Origin of the sequence: Algoriphagus yeomjeoni, assembly GCF_003259505.1 — a bacterium.
Lineage (GTDB): Bacteria > Bacteroidota > Bacteroidia > Cytophagales > Cyclobacteriaceae > Algoriphagus > Algoriphagus yeomjeoni.
This window is the reverse complement of the sequence record NZ_QLLK01000021.1, coordinates 18,035-38,088: the sequence shown is the minus strand read 5'-3', so window position 1 is coordinate 38,088 and position 20,054 is coordinate 18,035. Positions and strand designations below refer to the sequence as shown.

At 40.7% G+C, this 20,054-nt stretch carries 15 protein-coding genes; 2 read left to right on the top strand and 13 right to left on the bottom strand.

The features are described 5' to 3' along the window. Window positions 1-211: 211 nt before the first annotated feature. The 11 genes from LV83_RS20760 to LV83_RS20690 form a co-directional block, all read right to left on the bottom strand. On the bottom strand, window positions 212-1,576 hold the full coding sequence (locus LV83_RS20760) for an IS110 family RNA-guided transposase (RefSeq protein ID WP_111613486.1): 1,365 nt from the start codon (window positions 1,574-1,576) through the stop codon (window positions 212-214). Between the two features lie 1,609 nt (window positions 1,577-3,185). After that, window positions 3,186-3,656 (bottom strand): hypothetical protein, encoded by a 471-nt coding sequence (locus tag LV83_RS20740; RefSeq protein WP_111613482.1) that lies wholly within the window; start codon window positions 3,654-3,656, stop codon window positions 3,186-3,188. A gap of 253 nt (window positions 3,657-3,909) precedes the next feature. Continuing rightward, window positions 3,910-4,416, bottom strand: a complete 507-nt coding sequence (locus LV83_RS20735) for a DUF4440 domain-containing protein (protein WP_158530636.1) — start codon at window positions 4,414-4,416, stop codon at window positions 3,910-3,912. 347 nt (window positions 4,417-4,763) lie between these two features. After that, entirely contained in the window at window positions 4,764-5,162 is a 399-nt protein-coding gene (locus tag LV83_RS20725; protein ID WP_146613772.1) for a hypothetical protein, read from the bottom strand. Window positions 5,163-5,322: 160 nt separating this feature from the next. Beyond that, window positions 5,323-5,862 carry a hypothetical protein gene (locus LV83_RS20720; protein ID WP_111613478.1) on the bottom strand — a complete coding sequence of 180 codons (540 nt, stop codon included), beginning with the start codon at window positions 5,860-5,862 and terminating at the stop codon, window positions 5,323-5,325. A 107-nt stretch (window positions 5,863-5,969) separates the two neighbouring features. Continuing rightward, window positions 5,970-6,569: a hypothetical protein gene (locus LV83_RS20715; protein WP_111613477.1), complete on the bottom strand. Its 600-nt coding sequence runs from the start codon at window positions 6,567-6,569 to the stop codon at window positions 5,970-5,972. Window positions 6,570-7,300: 731 nt separating this feature from the next. After that, window positions 7,301-7,708, bottom strand: a complete 408-nt coding sequence (locus tag LV83_RS20710; RefSeq protein WP_111613476.1) for a putative signal transducing protein — start codon at window positions 7,706-7,708, stop codon at window positions 7,301-7,303. Between the two features lie 171 nt (window positions 7,709-7,879). Continuing rightward, window positions 7,880-8,683: a metallophosphoesterase family protein gene (locus LV83_RS20705; protein ID WP_245947119.1), complete on the bottom strand. Its 804-nt coding sequence runs from the start codon at window positions 8,681-8,683 to the stop codon at window positions 7,880-7,882. A gap of 201 nt (window positions 8,684-8,884) precedes the next feature. Then, complete coding sequence (locus tag LV83_RS20700; RefSeq protein WP_111613475.1) at window positions 8,885-10,288, bottom strand: sulfatase family protein; 1,404 nt, start codon at window positions 10,286-10,288, stop codon at window positions 8,885-8,887. Window positions 10,289-10,327: 39 nt separating this feature from the next. Next, window positions 10,328-11,881 (bottom strand): sulfatase family protein, encoded by a 1,554-nt coding sequence (locus LV83_RS20695; protein ID WP_111613474.1) that lies wholly within the window; start codon window positions 11,879-11,881, stop codon window positions 10,328-10,330. A gap of 198 nt (window positions 11,882-12,079) precedes the next feature. Continuing rightward, the gene (locus tag LV83_RS20690) at window positions 12,080-14,686 is read right to left on the bottom strand and encodes an alkaline phosphatase D family protein (RefSeq protein ID WP_111613473.1); all 2,607 of its coding nucleotides are present in this window, start codon (window positions 14,684-14,686) and stop codon (window positions 12,080-12,082) included. A 473-nt stretch (window positions 14,687-15,159) separates the two neighbouring features. Here LV83_RS20690 and LV83_RS20685 point away from each other — a divergent pair, with 473 nt between their 5' ends. Both LV83_RS20685 and LV83_RS20680 read left to right on the top strand, forming a co-directional pair. Then, entirely contained in the window at window positions 15,160-16,401 is a 1,242-nt protein-coding gene (locus LV83_RS20685) for an FAD-dependent oxidoreductase (RefSeq protein ID WP_111613472.1), read from the top strand. Continuing rightward, window positions 16,398-17,228, top strand: a complete 831-nt coding sequence (locus tag LV83_RS20680) for a glycosyltransferase family 2 protein (protein WP_111613471.1) — start codon at window positions 16,398-16,400, stop codon at window positions 17,226-17,228. Before LV83_RS20685 ends, LV83_RS20680 begins: the two co-directional genes overlap by 4 nt. 289 nt (window positions 17,229-17,517) lie before the next feature. On the opposite strand, the gene LV83_RS20675 is transcribed toward LV83_RS20680, so the two are convergent. Together LV83_RS20675 and LV83_RS20670 are read right to left on the bottom strand one after the other, a co-directional pair. After that, the gene (locus LV83_RS20675) at window positions 17,518-18,225 is read right to left on the bottom strand and encodes a gluconate 2-dehydrogenase subunit 3 family protein (protein WP_111613470.1); all 708 of its coding nucleotides are present in this window, start codon (window positions 18,223-18,225) and stop codon (window positions 17,518-17,520) included. 3 nt (window positions 18,226-18,228) lie between these two features. Continuing rightward, entirely contained in the window at window positions 18,229-19,971 is a 1,743-nt protein-coding gene (locus LV83_RS20670) for a GMC family oxidoreductase (RefSeq protein ID WP_111613469.1), read from the bottom strand. Between the last annotated feature and the right edge of the window lie 83 nt (window positions 19,972-20,054).

Here is a 20,054-nt window from a genome sequence, read left to right as displayed (position 1 = left end):
TAATTTATAATGAGTTAAATGCTCTTTAAAGTAATTGTCACCAACTGTCAATAAGAACTTATTTGGTCACTGGTGTCATTGCGGATATACATATTCCATTAATATCTTTTTTCCAGAATTTGATATTTAAGAATATCAAAATTCCAATAATTATATAATCAAAATATCCGATTATCATTCTTTAGCTTCTGACTAACGAACCATAAAACACCTAAATATCAGCTGTTTTAAGGCCCAGATCGTCTTCTGTGAGACCGAATTTATCGATTTGCTTCTTTATCCTTTTAACTAATCCCAACTTTCTTTTCTGATCCAGAAAGAGGTAACCTTCCGGGTTGATGTAGGGTACTCCCTTGACCACCATATTCCAGATTATAACTGCCAACTTTCGAGCTGTTGCACTGATGGCTGAAACTCTTCCTTTTCTGAAGTTAATGCGGTGGAAAAAGTCTCGCAAGGGAGTAGAATCTTTTAGATTCCCGATGGCATTTGCTGCATTACGTAGTGCTATTTTCAGACGGTTGCTTCCTTTTGGGACTTTACTTGATAGGACTTTTCCTCCGCTGACTTTGTTATTGGGAGCAAGACGGAGCCAACTGGCAAAATGCTTGGCAGTTTTGAATTTTCTGATCCCTTCCAACCCAACTTCACTCATTAGGGCTAATACTGTCGAATAACTCATGCCCTCTATTGCCAATAGATCAGTCCCTTCAAACATCTGATAGGATCTCAGATTCAGATCGATGTCTTTGGGTGTATTTTTATTCACCCTTTTGTGTGGCTTTGGCTCAATGTGGTGCTGTCGCTTATTATCGTCTGAATTAATGATACGATCCAGCATTTTATCAATTTCCACGTCACACTGTTCAATTTTATTTTGCAGATGATCATAAGTTTCCAACTCCTGCTGCAGGGCAAAAAGAAAATCCTTACGACCATTGCCCTGTAAAGCTCTGGCTATCTCTTCTTCACTTTTCCTGCAGTTCCCGTGACGTAAAGAGGCCAGTTTTGATGAATCCACTTCCCCTTCACAGATCGAACGGATGATCAAAAGTCCTGTAAGACCGCAGATATCTTTCACCACCACGTCAAGTCTGAAATTCATCAACCGGAGGTATTTCTGCATCTTTTTGGAAGTCGATGCTGCTAAATGAAGTAAATTCGAGCGGTGACGGCAGTAAGTCCGAAGTTCTTCAGTCTGCCCATCCGGAAGAAAGCTACCCGTCAAAAGTCCCAGGGTATGCAACTTTTGGATCCACTGACAGTCCTTGATGTCAGTTTTCTTCCCCTTGATGTTTTTGGTGAACTTCCCATTACATAGGATGACCTGAAAGTTTTTGGAAATAAGTACAGCATAAAGATTTTGCCAATAAGTGCCAGTACTTTCCATCGCGATGGTTTTTACACCCTTTTCTTTCAACCATTCTGCCATAGCAAACAGATCCTGGTTGAAGACCCCATACTCCCGAACATCCTGTTCGGACTGGCCCACTGCCACCCAGTGGGAGCGACTACCTACGTCGACACCAGCTGCCTGCGGGTTGACGACTTCCATAGAGATAGATTCCTGTTCCATAAAAATGAGAATTTAAAGTACTCTCCGAGGATGTGCTTTTGGCAAGAAAATATTCTGAACGGGGTTACCGAAATATCGGTACCGCCACTTAAGTAATCGCAAGCATCCCAACCAGGATTGCGCCCGTGCTTCCCGATCTCTCAGGAGCAACAGTTTAAAAATCGGCCTTACAGAGAGCCCTTGAATTTACTAAAAAAGTGACTTCGAAACCGTTAGCAACGGAAGTAAATGTTTCAATATATAGGGGATTGCTTATAACGTCCGGGCTTTGGTGCGGTGGGCACTTTCGGAGCCCTTTCCACCCGGCTATCCCAAACGTTATTCAATGTACTAAATTTTATTTTATTCGCTTTCTGCCCGCTGCACTCAAGCTAATGTTAGGTTTATTTTTTATTTTCTTTCTTTTCATACGTCCAAATATATAGGCCAACCGAAGCTAAAGTTATTAAGATATACTTAAATATATTTTCAATCGTCCAATTGAAACTTTGGTTTGCTAAGTCTTGACGCAAAATTATTAGGCCATATATCCCGATAGCCACAGCAATTAGAAGGACTAAACGCTTTGAATTAAATTTCATAGTCACTCGTTAAATTTACTTCGGTCATATCAGAGTGCATATCCATTGAGTTTTTCAAGATTCCATTTTGGTATATAAATCATTAAGACAATCCACAAAATTGGTTGAATTATGACTCCCGGACCAAGTCCATATTGGAGCAAGTTGAAAATTACGATCAACAAGTTGTCAGTTATTAGTTGGATACCTAGAAAAAGTAGAATGAGCGTAAAAAGGGACATTGCCATAGCCAAATAGATTGTCTTTTTATTCCACCGTCCTTTTTTAAGTTCCACGTAATTAAGAAAGCTCTAAATCAAAATAAATATGATAGGTGTGAGTATCATTTTTCAAATTAAACCTAACATTTGTATATACGCAACTCCCTTTACCCTATTGCGTCTATATCGCAATTGTCCACAGGCCTTCGGGGTTCTACTGATCCCAAATTAAGGAATCCGTCGAGGGGAATTGAGTGGGAGGTGAAATTATTTTTTTGTGGGTAGATAAGATGGGATTAGACGTTTAAAGTTTGACCCCATCGGGATCACATAAAGGAATTTTGGGTCACATCTTACCATGGGTTGCACCCATGGCTATTCAGATGTTTGATCCTTTCAGGATCGCTTTATCATCAAGTTGTTCTTACTAGCGACCAAGAAGCGACAATCCCGATGAGGGAAGCGATTTCGGGAGGGTTGAACATAAAAACATAAACCTTCACCCTATTATCTTGAATTTTCACCCTATTAACATGAAGCTTGAGGTTCGGAACTCGGATTTCCGAGCTCTGAGCTCGGATTTTCAACCTATTATCCTCAATGTTCAGGTTCTGAGCTCGAATTTTCAACCTATTATCTCAAAATTTCAGGTTATTAACTTCAATGTTCGAGCTATTTACTTTAATGTTCCCCCTTTTATCCTGAACCTTCAGGCTATTTTCCTGAAGCTTGAGGATTAACTCCTGAAACAAAAAAAGCCGGATCCTCTCGGATCCGGCTTGGAGAAGCGATTAGCAACTTTTCGACGTTAAGTTTTAATCAGGTACTTTATTCTTTTGGTGGAGATTTCTTTGGTTTGCGCTCCCAGCGCACCCTCAAATCTGCCACCACAGGCTTGGCACTTGGCACACCAAGCTTAGCAGCCATTTGTGCCGACTTGTAATAGGCAGCAGATGGCACCATGACTTCCGATCCTGCCTCCATCAGCGTATCATCAAGATTGCTGCATAGCTGAGACAAACCATTGAAAATCGGTATTAAATCAGAAATAGCTTTCCAGTCTTTTTGCATCTCTGCCACATCTGTAAAAGGTGGTAGGAACTCAGGATTAGAAACTACATACTCCAGTACTTTCTCTACGAAAGGTCGGGAGGCCTCACCCATTTTGAAGAGCGACCTACGCTCTTCATCAGTGAGGGCAATGAGCAATGGACCAAGTTTGGCCTGTAACACAGCAAGGGCAACTTTGATCGCCAGGAGATCTGCCGGAGAGATCTCGATGGAAACTTTGTTTTCCATAATAAAAATTGATTTAAGTGAAAGAAAAATTATAATTCAACTAAAATAACTAAGTGAAATCAATAAAACAATAGTTCTCTTACTATCAGTGGGTTAGAGAAGGAAAATATTTTCTGAGACGTAAATCTGGAAAGTTGGAAAAATGGAGAGGTGAGGGGAAGATGGTAAGGGCCAGCATAAATGGCGTGGCTGCGTTTTGCCTACATTACTATTTTATGCATTGTTGTGTGTCGACTACTTTTTTCTATCTGATTTATTTCACTTCTTCCGAATGTTCATCTTGAATAATTTTGGAATAATGAATTCTCGTTGGATGCCATGAATTTTCAATCTTCTCAAAAATCCAAGTTTCATTATAAGGTTCATAGACCTTTTTATCTTCTGGCAAAGAGAAAGTTACTTCGTTCAGTAATCCCACGATAGCAATTTTGGAATCAGCGAAATATTCAAACTTAGTTAGAATTCTCTCTCTAGGATACCAATTTTTGGTTTTGCTAATTATTTCCATCATTTCCTTTGTGCCAGTTTCCACTCCGTTATGATGAATTATTTTAGAAGTGGGTGTCAATAGTTCTTCCATTTTCTTTAAATCTCTATCGTCAAAGGCTTGGAAAAAATCATGAACAATTTTCACCACCTGCGTAGAATCTGCAGAATTGCTTTTCGGGTTTTCGGTATTCAATTGGCTTGTAGCCTCTGTCGAAGAATTTGAACAACCAAAACCTATCAAGATTAGTAAAATTGGTAAATATTGTTTCATTGGTATTTTTTTATTTGTTGACATATAACGACTACTGTATTGTGCGTATCCCGAAGGCTGTGCACTATACAGAATGTAGTAGGGCCTTTTTTCTTATTGTTTTTATCACTCTGTAAATCACATATCCAAACACTATAAGGTTGATAAAATGCCATATATTTAATCCAATGTAATTCAATTTTTGCCAAAAAGTCATACTCGCCAAATTCCAATACTCGCCTTTGCTCTCATCGTAAAAATCGTCATAATTCATAAGCAACAAGGCAAGGACAAAATAGATAAACAAGTCAATAATAAGTATAGCTAATCCAATCAGTATATTTTTAAGTGTAAAGATTTTAGCCATATTATTTCATTTCTGGAATTCTCAATTTCAAAAAAATCTTCTTGATCAACTCAGCCTGTGAAATCTCAATAGTTTGTTCTTCTCGTCCGTCAGCTTTCCAATTTGTCACAGCATTGACGGTAAATTCAATCGTGTCATTCATTCTCGTAGGCGAAAATGCTTTGTCAAATTCAGTCCAAATAGTTGTTTCTAATTTCTCCAATTTGGTCAAGTCACAGGTGTGATTTACAAAGTGGTCAGGTAGCCAATCTAAATAGTCATTTAATAACTGTCTGCTCTCTTTGGAGTCAGCTTTGTCTGGTTGAATGGTCTTATTGATAAAGTCGAATGTTGTCTTGGTCTCAAATCCGAGGTTATACAAGTCAATCAAGACATTCACAGCAAGTCTTCCACTTTTCATAAAGTCAATGTTTATGAAAGAATGAGTGAAATTGTGAATTGCCGATTTATAATTCTTGTACTTCATTGTCTTTTTTCAAATGCCCAACGGTTTGGCTATACGCAGTGTCCCGAAGGGCATTGAGTATAGGTGTTGTTGTGCGGTCGGCTTTTTATTTATTTCATTCTATTGACTTCCATTTTCCTTTCTCGAAAAATACATTGTAAAATTTTGGCGACTTAAACACCAAATAGAAATCCCAAGCACTTCGGTAAGTTGTCGGATTACTTGTCAAAATGTGGTGAGTCGGTTGTTCCATTTCAATTATCAGTCTTTCAGAGCGATAATTTCTGGGGTCTATCGTTTTAATGGTTCCGTGATATGTTTTCAATACTTTTTCCTTGTCTGTAACGTAAAAGAATATTGAGTCTTTGTCCGTTATTTCAAACCGAAAATGGTTGTATTGCCAATCTGTTTGCTTTCCTGGAAAATAGTCCCTGTTGATTACATATTCTCCATAGTAGTCGTCCTTGTCCAATTCGGTTTTTGAAGTCAACCAACGTAAGATTACTGATAATAATACAAGTCCAAGTATTCCGAGCCAAATGAACCCAAGTATTTTTCCAATCAGCAGTTTTCTTGAAAGAAGCCAAGCTATCAGTAAAATTCCTGTCAATGGAACAAGAATTAAAATGAAGAATAGGTTAAATCCGAATCCCATTGTTATTTCTCAGGTGTCTGTTTTTTTTGCTGCTACACAACGCCGAGCATAGCCGCTGGCTAGGCCATCGGCCGTAGTATAGCGGCTATGCCTTTGTTGTGCTTTGTTTACCTTTCTACAATTTCCCAAATTTCTCCTTTTTTTTCAATAAGTAATGCCCCATAATATCCACTCATACTACCTGATTCAAATCCTCTTTCATAATGAATTACCAGTACAGCATTTTCCATTCCTTCATCAAAACCAACTCTTGAAAAAGAAAACATCGAGTATTGTTTGTCAGATCTAATCCTATCATTTGATTCGGGAAGTTGTACATATGGATCTATGATATTCAACCTTTCTTTATTAAACTCTCTATAGGACAACTCCTCAAATTTTCTAGAATTCACTATCTCTTTGAACTTAGGATTATTAGATAATTCCTCTGAAAACATCCACTTATTATCCTCCTTAAATTGTGCAATGGGAAGAAGCGCATCAGAAACATAAACTCCTAAATTGCTAGTATCTTTAGCTACTTTGCTTTTAAGAACATTAATTGATTCAGGCGGAGGAACATTTGTAAAGTCTATCTGATATTTTAACAAAAAAGCATTCAGTGCATCATTAATTACTTGTTCCTCAAGTGATTCATATTTCTTGTTGCAACCCGTACAAAGCAAGAATATGAAAGTAATTACGTAAATATCTTTCTGTTTTATCATAATAAAGCACAACGCTTGTATTTACCCATCTCCTACTACCCTATTGCGTCTATATCGCAATTGTCCACAGGCCTTCGGGGTTCTACTGATCCCAAATTAAGGATTTCGTCGAGGGGAATTGAGTGGGAGGTGAAATTATTTTTTTTTGTGGGTAGATAAGATGGGATTAGACGTTTAAAGTTTGACCCCGTCGGGGTCACATAAAGGAATTTTGAGTCGCATCTTACCATGGGTTGCACCCATGGCTATTCAGATGTTTGATCCTTTCAGGATCACTCCATCTTCAAATGGTCTTTGATATTGACCACGAAGCGACAGTCCCGATGAGGGAAGCGATTTCGGGATGGTCAAACCTTTCAGTAGCCACGGGTGAAACCCGTGGAAAAATGGTCCCTTTATTTTGAATTGCAACCCTGAAAGGGTTGAACATAAAAACCTAAACTTCCACCCTATTATCCTGAAGTTTCAACCTCTAGGCATAAACCTTCACCCTTTTATCCTGAAGTTTCCACCTCCGAGTATAAACTTCCAGCCTCTTATCCTCAATGTTCAGGTTCTGCCTCTGAAATCCCCAACTAGTATCTCAAAATTTCAGGATATTAACCTCAATACCCCCATTTTATCCTGAAACAAAAAAGCCGGATCCTTACGGACTCGGCTTAGACAAGGGTAATACAACTTCTCGACGTTAAGTTTTAATCAGGCACTTTATTCGCCGTTGTTGCGCGTTTCTATTTAAATTCATTTCCGCATTTTTTGCACTTGTAAACTGTCTTATAATAGATCGGAAAAACCATAAATAGAATTGAGGTAATGGCTGAAATAATCCCCTTCGTTCCTGCCATTGATTTGAATCCGCTGTAAATTTCTTCTGATTGGCAACTTGGGCAGTTGATAACTTCTCCATGGTCATTGGTTAACGTGGCTTTTTCAGTCTCCTCAATAATTAAAGCTGCCTTATCAATGTCTGATTTACCAATCTTTAATTTTATTCCACCAACACTTAAGCTATAAAGAGGATTAAGCCCAACTATATTTTCGTCAAATAAAAAACAGAGTATATTCTCGCTTTCAAGCTTAGATTTCATCAAGTGAGCCTTAATCGAGTTGTCAAATGTTTTTATAGTTATTAGCTCCATGGTTATTCATTTAATTCCTTACAACAGTTTTCTATAAAAGCAACTTCCACTTCCTAATGCACTAATTTTCACAGGGTTTTGCGGGGTTCTGCTGAGTCCAATTTAGGGATTTCGTCAGGTAAATCTGTACCCAGCACATTTTTTTTATTTGGATGATAGTTCTGAGATTCTTTAAAGCGTATGCCCATTCAGGATAGTCCCATCCTTTACAGTCTTCAGGTAGGTGATGACTTTTCCGTCCTCCCCCACTTCGCAGACCCGATAGGAAGGGAATGGATTACCCCAGCTGCCGCCGAAGTGCCCGGACCATAGAAAGGGTTTTTTACGGTAGATCATCTGCCCATCCACATCATGATCATGTCCATGGAAAGTCGCCCGCACATTAGGATATGAAGTGACCAAGTTCAGGAAGTCCGTGCAGGGTACGCCATGCCGGGTCCAGTCGTTTTGGGAGATATGGACAAAGACAAAAACCTGAGGCAGCGAGGCGTATTCATCCAAAATGCTTTTGGCGAAGTCCTGATCCGCGCAGAGGTATTCTCCTTTTTCGTTAGAACAGTCCAGTAGCAGGATGCCAGAGTCCTTGGATTGGAAGGAAAAGTTGGTAGTCTGCCCCATGATTTTCTCAAATTCTTCCTCACTCACCCTGTCGTGGTTGCCTCGGGTGACAAAGTGAGGTACTTGTAGGCGGTTGTAAACTTCTTTGACCTGTGGTAGAAGTGATGGGTCATCGTGAATCAGATCTCCATTAAAAACCACAAAATCCACATCCTCTTCCCTGTGAATCGCCTCGATCAAGTTACTATGGGAAGTTTCGTAGTCTGTATCTGGCTGTCCCCAGTGCCCATCTGAGGCAGTGATGAATTTGAGTCGGGTGGCTTTGGGGAAATCCACATTCCCATAGCTTATAAAAGGCATGGCCATAAACGAGGTGCCGATAAGGCTGATTTTTTGAAGAAAAGGTCTGCGGTTCATGGAGTTAAAATAGGGTTAAATGAGGAAGGTTGAAAGGGTTTTCTTTAGCTTTTAGATCAGTTAATCTTTACTTAATTTTTCTCAGCTTCTGGGGGAAAAACTACAGACCGAAGGCTCACGACAGAGGTGGCACACGAGTAGTTGTTTGAGTTGTATGAGGACAATCTGGCAACACAAATGGGAAGAAAAAGTGAGGATTTCTCAATCGCCTATTCTCTTCTCCAATTGTGTCTCCCCAAAAACCATGGCTGCTGAATGCTGCTTGGCGACTTCTGAAAGTTCACTCACAATTTCAGGATGCAAATCGGCAAGATCAAAACGCTCCGAAGGATCATGTCCAAGGTTATACAAGGTCAACTTCTCTAGCTTCTCAACTTTTGCAGGATATCCAGCAGGATTGTTACTGTAAAAGTAAAGTTTGAAATCTCCTTTGCGCACCGCAAAAAGTCGATCTCCATGGTAGTAAAACATCTCTTCTCGCGGCGTGGCATCTTCACCTCTCAGCACTGGACTCAAGTCAAATCCATCATAAACTCGATCCTGAGGCACTTTTGCGCCAGCAAGGGAAGTAATCGTTGGTAATAAATCCAGCGTACTGCCCATTTTGGAAATTACACCTGGGGTTACATTTCCTGGTCCCCAAATCACCGTGGGTACTCGTACACCACCTTCGTAACTGGTGCCTTTCCCCCCAAAAAGTGAACCTGAGCTTCCTCCATGTTCATTGTAGACCAACCATGGCCCATTGTCAGAAGTGAAAATCACGTAGGTATTTCGATCGAGACCGTTCGCTTTCAATGCATTCAAAATCTCTCCCACCGACCAATCTATTTCCTCAATTACATCTCCATAAAGACCACGCTCGCTTTTCCCCTTGAAATCACCAGAAGCAAAAAGCGGGACGTGAGGAAGGGAATGCGCCAAGTAAAGAAAGAATGGTTTGTCCTTGTTGGTATTTATGAATTTGACAGCTTCCTCAGCGTATCTCTTCGTGATGGTGTTTTGGTCCGCAGGTCGCTCTATGATCTCAGTATTTCTCATCAAAGGGACATTGAAATACTCCATTTTTGGATCGTCAAAAGCTTCCTTGGCTGTGATATCATTCACCCGATCCATGTCATTGCTGTAGGGAATTCCAAAGTAGGAATCAAAGCCGTGACTAGTTGGTAAATACTGCGGCAGATGTCCCAAATGCCATTTCCCTATGGCTGCAGTGGCATATCCAGAACCTTTAAGAAGTGTGGCTATCGTATTTTCATAGGCAGGCAAGCCACCGTCAGAATCTGGAAAAAGCACCCGTCGCGTGTTCGAATACATCCCTGTTCTCACTGGGATTCTACCAGTCAAAATCGCAGATCGACTGGGTGTACAGACATTGGCTGCTACATAGAAACTTGTCCATTTCTGACCTTCACTAGCCATTTGGTCAATAGTTGGAGTTTTGATCGTAGGATGTCCAAAGGCTCCTAAGTCTCCATAGCCTTGATCATCCGTAAAAATGATAATGAAGTTGGGTTTTCTTTCCTTTGTGTTTTGAGCAAATACCTGTGCTCCGGAAAAGAGCAGCATCAAAAGGAATTGAATGGAAAAATTGAGCTTTTTCATAATTAAAACAGGGTTAGAAATTTATAATTTAAGCCAATCTTACTTCAAAACCACTTCGTCCACTTCTGAATTCATATCTCCACGGATCGCTTTATAGTCAGCAATCATTTCTTCCAACTTCTCAGGGTTTGAATCCGCGACATTATTCACTTGGCCAATATCATTGGTGAGATTGTATACCTGATAGTTAGGATCATTTCCTATTTCAATATTTACCGTCGCAATTTTTGCTGCGCCGTTGTAAGGAGGAATCATGATCCACTCCCCTTTTCGGAGGGCAGTTCTTCCTGTAGCTTCCAGCATCAATTCAGACCTACCAACTTTTTTCTCACCCATAAAAACCGGTAACAAGTTTTGGCTATCCTGCGCCGAATCCGAACTTCCAGTCAAAGCAGCCAAAGAGGCTAAGAAATCCACTTGGCAAACCAAAGCATCAGAAACCTGAGGTTGGATTTTACCTTTCCAATAAACCATAAATGGCACACGAGTTCCAGCTTCAAACAAACTGTATTTCCCTCCTCGAAGGGGACCGGCGGGAGTATGATCATCCAGCTTTTCCACCGCATCATCATAATATCCATCATTCAGTACCGGACCATTATCAGAGCTGAAAATTATTAAGGTATTCTCAAGTAAACCTTCCTCTTCCATGGTTTTCATAAACTCTCCGATCATCCAATCTGCTTCTAAAATCACGTCTCCCCTTGGCCCCATTCCTGATTTTCCTACAAATCTCGGGTTGGGAGTACGCGGGACATGAGGCTGCTGAAATGCATAATAAAGAAAGAAAGGTCCATCCTTAGGTGACTTCACATAGCTCTGAGCTTTTTCCAAAAAATGATCCGCCATATCCACATCTGACCACTTCGCAGCTTCGCCTCCTTTCATAAATCCGATCCTAGGAATGCCATTCACGATGCTGTTATGATGGCCATGATGCCACTTCATGGTAGTCAATTCTGGATTGTCTTTTCCAGTTGGCTCCCCTTCAAAGTTTTGCTCATAACTCACCTCAATAGGATCATTTGGATCCAGATTAACCACATCACCATTTTCTATATAAACTGTCGGAACTCTATCCTGTGTCGCTGCCAAAATGTAACTGTAGTCGAAACCAACTTCATTTGGACTTGGACTGATATGTTCATTCCAATTCACATTTCCATTACCTAGGCCCAGATGCCATTTGCCAACAACCGCAGTTTCATATCCTTGGCCTTTCAGCATTTTTGGAACAGTCATTTGCGAGGTGCTAATCAGCAAAGGAGCCGTGCCGGGGAGGATTTTCGCATCCTCATTTCTCCATGGGTAAACACCCGTAAGCAAAGCATAGCGACTTGGAGTACAAGTAGCCGATGTCGCATAGCCATTGGTAAAGCGTATTCCCTCATTAGCCAGCATGTCCATATTTGGAGTCGAAAGTTCTGTAGCACCGTAAGCACTCATATCTCCGTGGCCCAAATCATCCATGTAGATGATGACAATATTTGGCTTTTTAGTCTCTGTTTCCTTTGCTTCTTCCTTGGGAGCACTACAGTTAAAAAGAAGAGAAGAAGTGATCAGTCCAAGTAGAAATTTACTTTTAAAACTCATGGTTTATTGTTTATATAAATTCAAAACATTCTTAATCCTTCGATATTCGACGTTCATCATTCGGTGTTCATTATTTTTTAATGTAGAATGATGAATGTTCAATTATGAAGTAAGCAAAAATCGACACTTCATCGTCATTGCGAGGAACGAAGCAATCTGCTAATCTAAAGGGGCTTCCATAAGAATCCCAAACCTCATTTATTCTCCCAAATTCACCTCAATTATTCCCCTTTGATCTTTCTGCATCACAAGTCCTGCATAGGTCTTAACCAAGCCCCTATTCTGACCCCTTACTTCTACTCTATGCTTTTCAGCTGAAAAGACTTTCGGTTGAAAACTGGAAGAATTTACTGGAATAGAATACTCAAGTTCGCCAGTTGATTCCTTAAAAACTGAAACCAAGGGATTCTCAACTTCTTGCAAATTCAAAGTTTTGAGGTAGCCAACGGCTTTTCTCGCGTAGTTATCCTTTTGAGAAACTGTCAGCGGCCAGCCGTCATATTGACCAGCTGGATTGGCAATTGGGTCCACATTTCTAGGCCAGCATTCGATCTTCATCGTGCGTGCTTTTTTATCAAAAGTGATGATTCCATATCCAGTGCCCCTATCATATATTCTAGCTGGTTCAAGTCCTGACTTATAAGGATTAGCTACTGCCATGACAGTCATCTTGTTTCCAAATCCATCCTCGAAATCACCCGTGTTTTTGGTGCCTCCGGGAAATGGCTCATGGCCTTCTGGTACCTTTGGCCACCATCTTCTAGGCCAAAGGTTATTCAGTGCAGGACCTGCAAAAGCAAATCCCGAATCACGAAACTCATCTACACCGTATTGCACCGTACTCGCCAAATGCTGATCACCTGCGATGTGCAAGGCAAAAGCTTTTCGGATTATCCTTACCGCCTCATCCCTTCCTTTTTGGGGCCAGCCATTGGAATCCATATCGGTGGTCGGTGCATCGCCAGTGACATATTCTCCTTTTTCTGGAGTTGGAAGGCTAGGAACGATACTATCTATAATACTTCCTTCAGGTAAAGTCGCAACTGTACAGAAATTGGTTTGGGACAAAACTGCTTTCATCTGCACGCCCGGCTCCCATTTCTCTGCCCAGTTTTCCAGGAAATTCAATTGCCTTTTGCCCAATAACTCAGCTTCAATGTCGTAGTGCTTCTTGATATCAAAATCAGGATTTTGGATAAACCCATTCATGACTTTCGCCTCTTCTGGCAAGACATTTTTAGGAGCAGATTTGAATTTTCTATCCTCCAAAATCGCAAAACTCACTCCCCCATATTCCCAGTCCGTGTAGTAGACATTAATTCCTTGCTTCACAGGAGTGGGATCAAACGCATCTGGTAAGTGACTTGTCTGGCAATCCTGAATCATATTTACCCATTCGCGCGGCATTTTATAGCCACCCTGATCTTGGGCCACATATCCCCAGCCTTCATCAGATGGCGCATGTTTTCCGCCTTCACCCCAAACATTTCCATGATACACATCGTGATCATCAGGGATAATGGCTGCTGGAATAGTTCTAAAAATATCACGATAGGACCAACCGAACATGTACCACTTGTGCAGGTAATCCAGATAGGACTTTTCTAGCGGGCTAGTTTGAATTCCAAATCCTCCCGTCCCTTCATAGAACTGATCACCTAAGAAAAAAGCCATATCTGGCCTGTGCTTTTCCACCTGGATTGCCACTTCTTGATCTGGAAAACCATGATCCGCATTGCAGCTAAACACTGCAACTTTCAGGTTTTCTGAAGATCTCGGTTGTGCAGCGATTTGTCCATAGTAATTAAACTCTTGACTTTTATCCTTCAGCGGAACATCAATATGAACCCGGTATGGCATCATTTCCTGATGGTCCCAATCATCGATTCTAAACTTGGCAATTCTTCCATTTGGATCAAGGGCAGAAGTCTGTGAAGTTTCCCAATCAGGTCCTTTTTTGAATTGGAGCTCTACTTTAAGATCTGAAATTAGCTCGAGAGGTGCGAGCTGAGCTGTAAGTTTTAAGGTGTTTTTGTGAAGCGTATATTGAGCAAAAAAGATTGGCCCATAGACTTGATTTGCAGATTCTACAATTTTATCGCCTTGAAAAACCCAGTCTGAAAAAGCAGCAAGGTTACTTGTGGACTCATCCTTTTTAGCACAATGCGCGACCAGAGCCAAATTCCCCTCCAACTCCATTGGCGAAACCCCATCGATAGTGAGTACAACAGTGGTTTTATCGTTCGAGCCAGTTAAAGTCAGCGTATAATTCCCTTGCTTGAAGGCAGCTTTTAGGGATAAAGAAATCGATTTGGATAGATCTAACTTCTCTTTACTTAGCTGATCACCTATCATCAACTGCCCTGTACCAGTAATTCCGACATCCAATCCTTTTCCAAAAATAGCAGCTGAGCGATAATCATCGAAAACGCCTTTTGCTCCCAATCTAAAACCAGCATAGGTAGATTCATTTCCAACAAAACCCTGATTTTCCCAATCAATCACTACCGACTCCTGAAAATCTTTAGTATCAGTTCCCAATTGATGGGTAAGAATATGTAAGGCTCTGTTGTTACTTGAAATAATACAAACAGCTTTACCTCCTTTGATTTCCCAATCCTGCAACCTATTCCCCCAAAACTCAGGGCCAATCCACTTCATATCAGGCCAGTTTTCCCAGTTGCTTTTGAAACCTGAAGCTTCAGTAGAAAGCAGTTTTTTGATGCTTGTAAATCCTTGGGAAAAGAAAAATGGTGTGGATAAAGAAGTTAAGGCCATAGCCTTGACAGCAGATCTGCGTTTCATAGGGTTAGATGGGTTTAAAGTAAATATGTGTAGACTGATCAAGTTTTCCTTCTAAAAAAGGATAAAAGGCCAATCGCTTGTACAAATCTTGGTGACTAATTCAATGAAAATTGAAAAGCTGCCCCTGACCAGACTGAAATAGAAAAAAAATCTGAAATTATCGTAACCAATTAGTGCACAAGCCGCCCAATACCAAGTAAGAATGCTAAAGATTGAGATAATATTTTTATGTATATCCGCTTTGTTACCAGTAAATAGAAAAAAGCGACTTGAAAGATGGTATACTCTAGCTTTGAGGCCGCTTCAGTCTTCGGTCACCCCCGCCTGTAGTTCGGGCAGGGGTCTTCCAGCCAACCAAGCAAAGAATCTAAGGTGACTGGCATCATTGCGGATAATCATAATATTTTTAAATCATAATTTTAATTCCAACTGCATTATCCCTAGTTTTAAATTCAATTAATTTTTAATTAAGAGTGAATAATAATGAATTTTTAGTGCTTGGTGCAGGTATTCAAGGAATCTGCATAGCACTTGAGCTAGCCAAACAAGGTAAGTACGTCACCATAATTGATCAGGACACTATTCCATTTAATCGCGCCAGTTTGAGGAATGAAGGCAAGGTTCATCTTGGAATAGTCTATATGAATGACCCTACTTTTGCCACACCTAAGCTGATGTTAAAAGCCTCTATGGAATTTCGAAAATCTCTCGAGAGATGGATAGGCGACAAATCTTATCATCTTGGGCTGAGTAATCCTTTCTATTATTTAGTAGCAAAGGATTCTTTTCTCAATCCAGAAGAGCTGGAAATGCGATACCAAAAGATGGAGGAAATTTTCGATGATTATACATCCAAACATGCAGATTGGGACTATTTGGGCACCAAACCCAGCTATTTAACAAAAAGAGTCTCAGATGAAAAAGCTAATGAACTGTTTGGCGATGAGGTTGTGCAGGCAGCTTTTGAAACAGCTGAATATTCTGTGGATACCGAATTGTTGAAGAAGTATTTGACAGAAGCACTTCTATCCAATCCTCGCATAAGCTTTTGTCCCAACCATCATATAAAAAACATCAGTCGTAATAATGAGATGCTTACCGTCTCTGGATTCGTCGGCAACAAAGAATTTAGGTTTGAGGCTGAACAAGTAATAAATGCTACTTGGGAGGGTAAATTTGCACTAGATGAATCTTTTGGAGTAGCTAAACCGAAGGATTTATTACATCGCTTGAAGTATAGGGTGATGGTTAAAATTGATCCCAGCTTACTGGAACGCCCTTCTGCTACTATGGTGATAGGCAAATATGGTGATGTGGTCATAAAAAAGGACGGAACTGCATACCTGTCTTGGTATCCCGCAGGTTGTTTGGGTTGGAGCACAGAAATAAGTCCGCCAGAAACTTGGAATGAGGTAAGTAGAGGAATTGTATCCGAAGAAAAAGCAAATGCTTTATCATCCATTTTTTTGGAGGAAATTGAAAAGTGGTTTCCGGGCATCAACAAATCCATCACGTACTTGGTAGATGGGGCTCCAATTGTTGCCTATGGTAAAACCGATGTCGATGATAGTAATAGTAAGCTGCACGATAGAACTAATATTGGCCTAAAAACCTATGGAGGCAACTACCATTCTATCGACACAGGAAAACTCACTACTGCACCAATGTTTGCTGTGGAATCAGTCAAAAGCATTCTTAACCGTGTTTATTCGTGATATACCCTAAAGTCATAGCCTTAGTAACAGCTTATAATGCTGAAAAATTTATTATTGAAACTTTGGAATCAATTGCCGCCCAAACCTATGCAAACTTCGAGGTAATCCTCTGTGATGATTGCTCAAAGGATAATACATTTAAGGTCTGCCAAGATTTTGCCAAAGATCATCCCAACTTCACTATTTTGAGAAATGAAGTAAACCTAGGATGGTTTTCTAATTCAGAAAATCTGTGGAGAAAAGGAGTAGAGTTAGGTGAATATTGTTTTTTGCACCCGCACGATGACATACTTTTTGATGGTTTCATAGCAGAGCAAATAAAGGTTTTAGAAGAAAATCCACAAGCTGCTTTAGCCATCCCCGGCATGAAAAATATAGGTTTACCTTTCATTCAGGGAAACTCTTTCTGTGTTGAATTATCCAATAGCATTACTACATCAGATCTGGTAACTACGCTCATCAAGAAACAGGTCCACGGATGGTGGGCTGCCTATCATGGGATTCACAGAAGTTCAGTTGTAAAAAAAATACTGCCGGTTGCAAAATTAAGAATAGGCAACCCGGAGCATATGGCAGATTTGCTGTGGATGATCAAACTGTCATTTCATGGGCAATTCATCTCTACCAACAAAGTCCTATTTCAAAAGAATTATAATTCAAAAACGCTTAGTGCTTCCTGGGATTTTATGAGTAAAAAAAATAAAGTAGGGATATATTTAGCAATAGCAGAAGAGATAGTAAAAAGTCCATTATCATTAAAGGAGAAGTTGAATATAGGTAAGAAAATACTCCCCGGACTTTTAGTAAAAGTGAAAAATCAGCTTTAACTACTAATTATTCACAGCTAGTCATGCTCGTATAATTCCTAAAAGCCATCTAAAAACTTAATGTGGCGCCACCAACCTGATCTGACGGAATTATCCCCTTTGTGCAGTTATCGCTGGTCTATTTCGTACAGCATAAGCATTCTCCAACAGTTGCATTAAGCTAATTTCTACTACAGAATTATTCTCTAATAGATCAGCCAACTCTATAAGTGTCGGGTAACTTTCAACCACAAAAAAAGCCAATGAATTTTCATCCATTGGCTTTCATATTTTGGCTTGGGAAAGTTAATTACCCAATAATATTTCCTTCCGCATCCCACTCGATCACAGTTCCGCGATCTTCCATTTTGAGGTATTGAGGAATGTATTTTTCTTCCAGTTTCACGCCATGCTTATCCATTACTTCCTGAGGAACACCGTCCCACGCATTTGGAGTATTCCCTACATAGCCCATGTATTTCCAACCTTCAGGGGTAGAGAAATATCCAGAACACGTAAGGTTACGAAGCATATTGAACCAGCGTACTCCCCCTTCATATTCAGGTTTTGCTGTGTCTGGCCAGGCTACTTCATCTACGATTTCGATCACTTCAGATTCAGAAAGTTCATTGAATGATTTCCCGAACTTCTCATCCGCTTCAAAATCCAACCACATCAAGCCGCCACGCATACGAGTTTGATTTCCAGGCTGATCCTTCATCATAAACTCCATGAAGTCCACTACTTTTAATTCAGTAGCTGAGGGAGATTCATCATCCTTTGGCATAATAATATCCACAAGAGTGCTGAGTTTCTTACGCTCATCTTCAGTGAAAAAGGTCTCTGAAAGTAACTCTAAATCGCGTTGCTTTTCTTCTTCCGTTCTACCGCCAATAGTTCCGCCTGCTAATAAAGCATTTTCAGGCAAAGCTTGCTGCTCAGGTGAACAGCCAGTCAACAATAATCCTGTACCAAGAGAGCCGGTAAAGAGTAGTTTGAGGTTTTCTCTTCTGTTCATGATTTAGATATTTTTCTTTTTCAATTCACCTACTATATAATCGGAAGTTCTCCATGCAAGGGCCAGAATGGTCCACGTTGGGTTCTTATCGGCTTGAGACACAAAAGGTCCCGCATCCACTACGAATAAGTTATCACAATCGTGCGCTTGGCAGTTGGAATTCAATACTGATGTAGCGGCATCGTCGCCCATTCTAGTAGTACCAACTTCGTGAATAATCCTTCCTGGTGCCAATAATCCATATTTAGATTCAGGACCCGGCTTGGAGCCTAATAAAATGCCTCCAGCTTCTGTCAGGATCTCTTCAAACGTGTCATGCATGTGTTTCGCCTGCTTCACTTCCTGATCCGTCCAATTGTAGTTAAATCTAAGCACTGGAATACCGTATTTATCCACGGTATTTGGGTCAATCTCGCAATAGTTATCATACATAGGCACACTTTCTCCCCTACCAGACATCCCCATGGTGGATCCGTAAAGTTTTCTAATATCTTTTTTCAATCCTACTCCATAACCTCCGTTCGGACTTGGAGCACCAAATTCGTCCGTGATATATTTTCTCATCGAATCCATACTTCCTCCGGTGCCATAGGCTGGTTGTCCCATTCCGCCCCAATACTCAATATGGTATCCACGGGCAAAATCCAGTTTCTTGTTATCACCCCACCAAGGAGTGTACATATGCAGACCACCTACACCATCTTCATTGTATCGCTGACGATCCATCAGGCTCGGTACGATTGCCATACGGTCTGTTCCTGTGGAATCATGTAGGTATCTCCCTACCATTCCAGAGCTATTTCCAATCCCGTCAGGATGCGATTTTGACTTGGAGTTCATCATGATTCGTGCAGATTCACAGGCTGACGCTCCAAGCACGACTACTCTTGATTTCAACTTGTATTCCTTCATGTCTACTTTACTCACGAAGGATACTCCGGTTGCCTTACCAGCCTCGTCTGTTGTTACTTTTCTAACCATGGAATGCGTGTAAAGGTCAACTTTACCTTTTTTCATAGCAGGGTGAACCAGACAAGTTCCCGCTGAGAAATCTGCATAAACCTGACAAGCTCTGTTACACTGGCTACAGAAAAAGCAAACTCCTCTTTCCTTGCTGATTGGACGAGTAAGCATGGAAAGACGTGAAGGGATCATTGGAATTCCGACCTTATCCGCACCTTTTTTCATGTAAAGCTCGTGAAGTCTTGGCTTTGGAGGAGGGAGGAAAAAGCCATCAGGCTCATTGTAAATGCCTTCTTTGGTACCAAATACCCCAATTAGCTTATCTACCTTATCATAGTAAGGCTTCAAATCATCGTAACCAATAGGCCAGTTATGACCTAGACCATCTATGCTGGCTCGCTTAAAATCATTCGGTCCAAAGCGAAGAGAGATTCTCCCCCAGTGATTCGTTCTTCCACCCACCATTCTGGATCGGAACCAATCGAATTCGGTCCCATTCTTTCTGGTGTATGGTTCTCCATCGATATCCCAGCCTCCGATAGCAGCATCGAAGTCTCCAAAAGGCCGGATTCTAGTACCAGCTCCTCTTCTTGGTGATTCCCAAGGTGGCCTTAATTGCGTGCGATCTTCCTCTTTTGCCGGATCAAAATCACCCCCTGCTTCTACGACGGCAACTGATAATCCTGCTTCGGAAAGAATTTTGGAGGCCATTCCACCTCCAGCTCCAGAACCCACAATAATGACGTCGTAGGCTTCACCGGAATTTTTGATTTGAAAACTCATTAGATAGAATTTACTTTATTGGTGTGGTTCAACTTATTGAGAAGAGAGGTTATTTCATCGAGTTCATTCAACCCGCTTCTTTC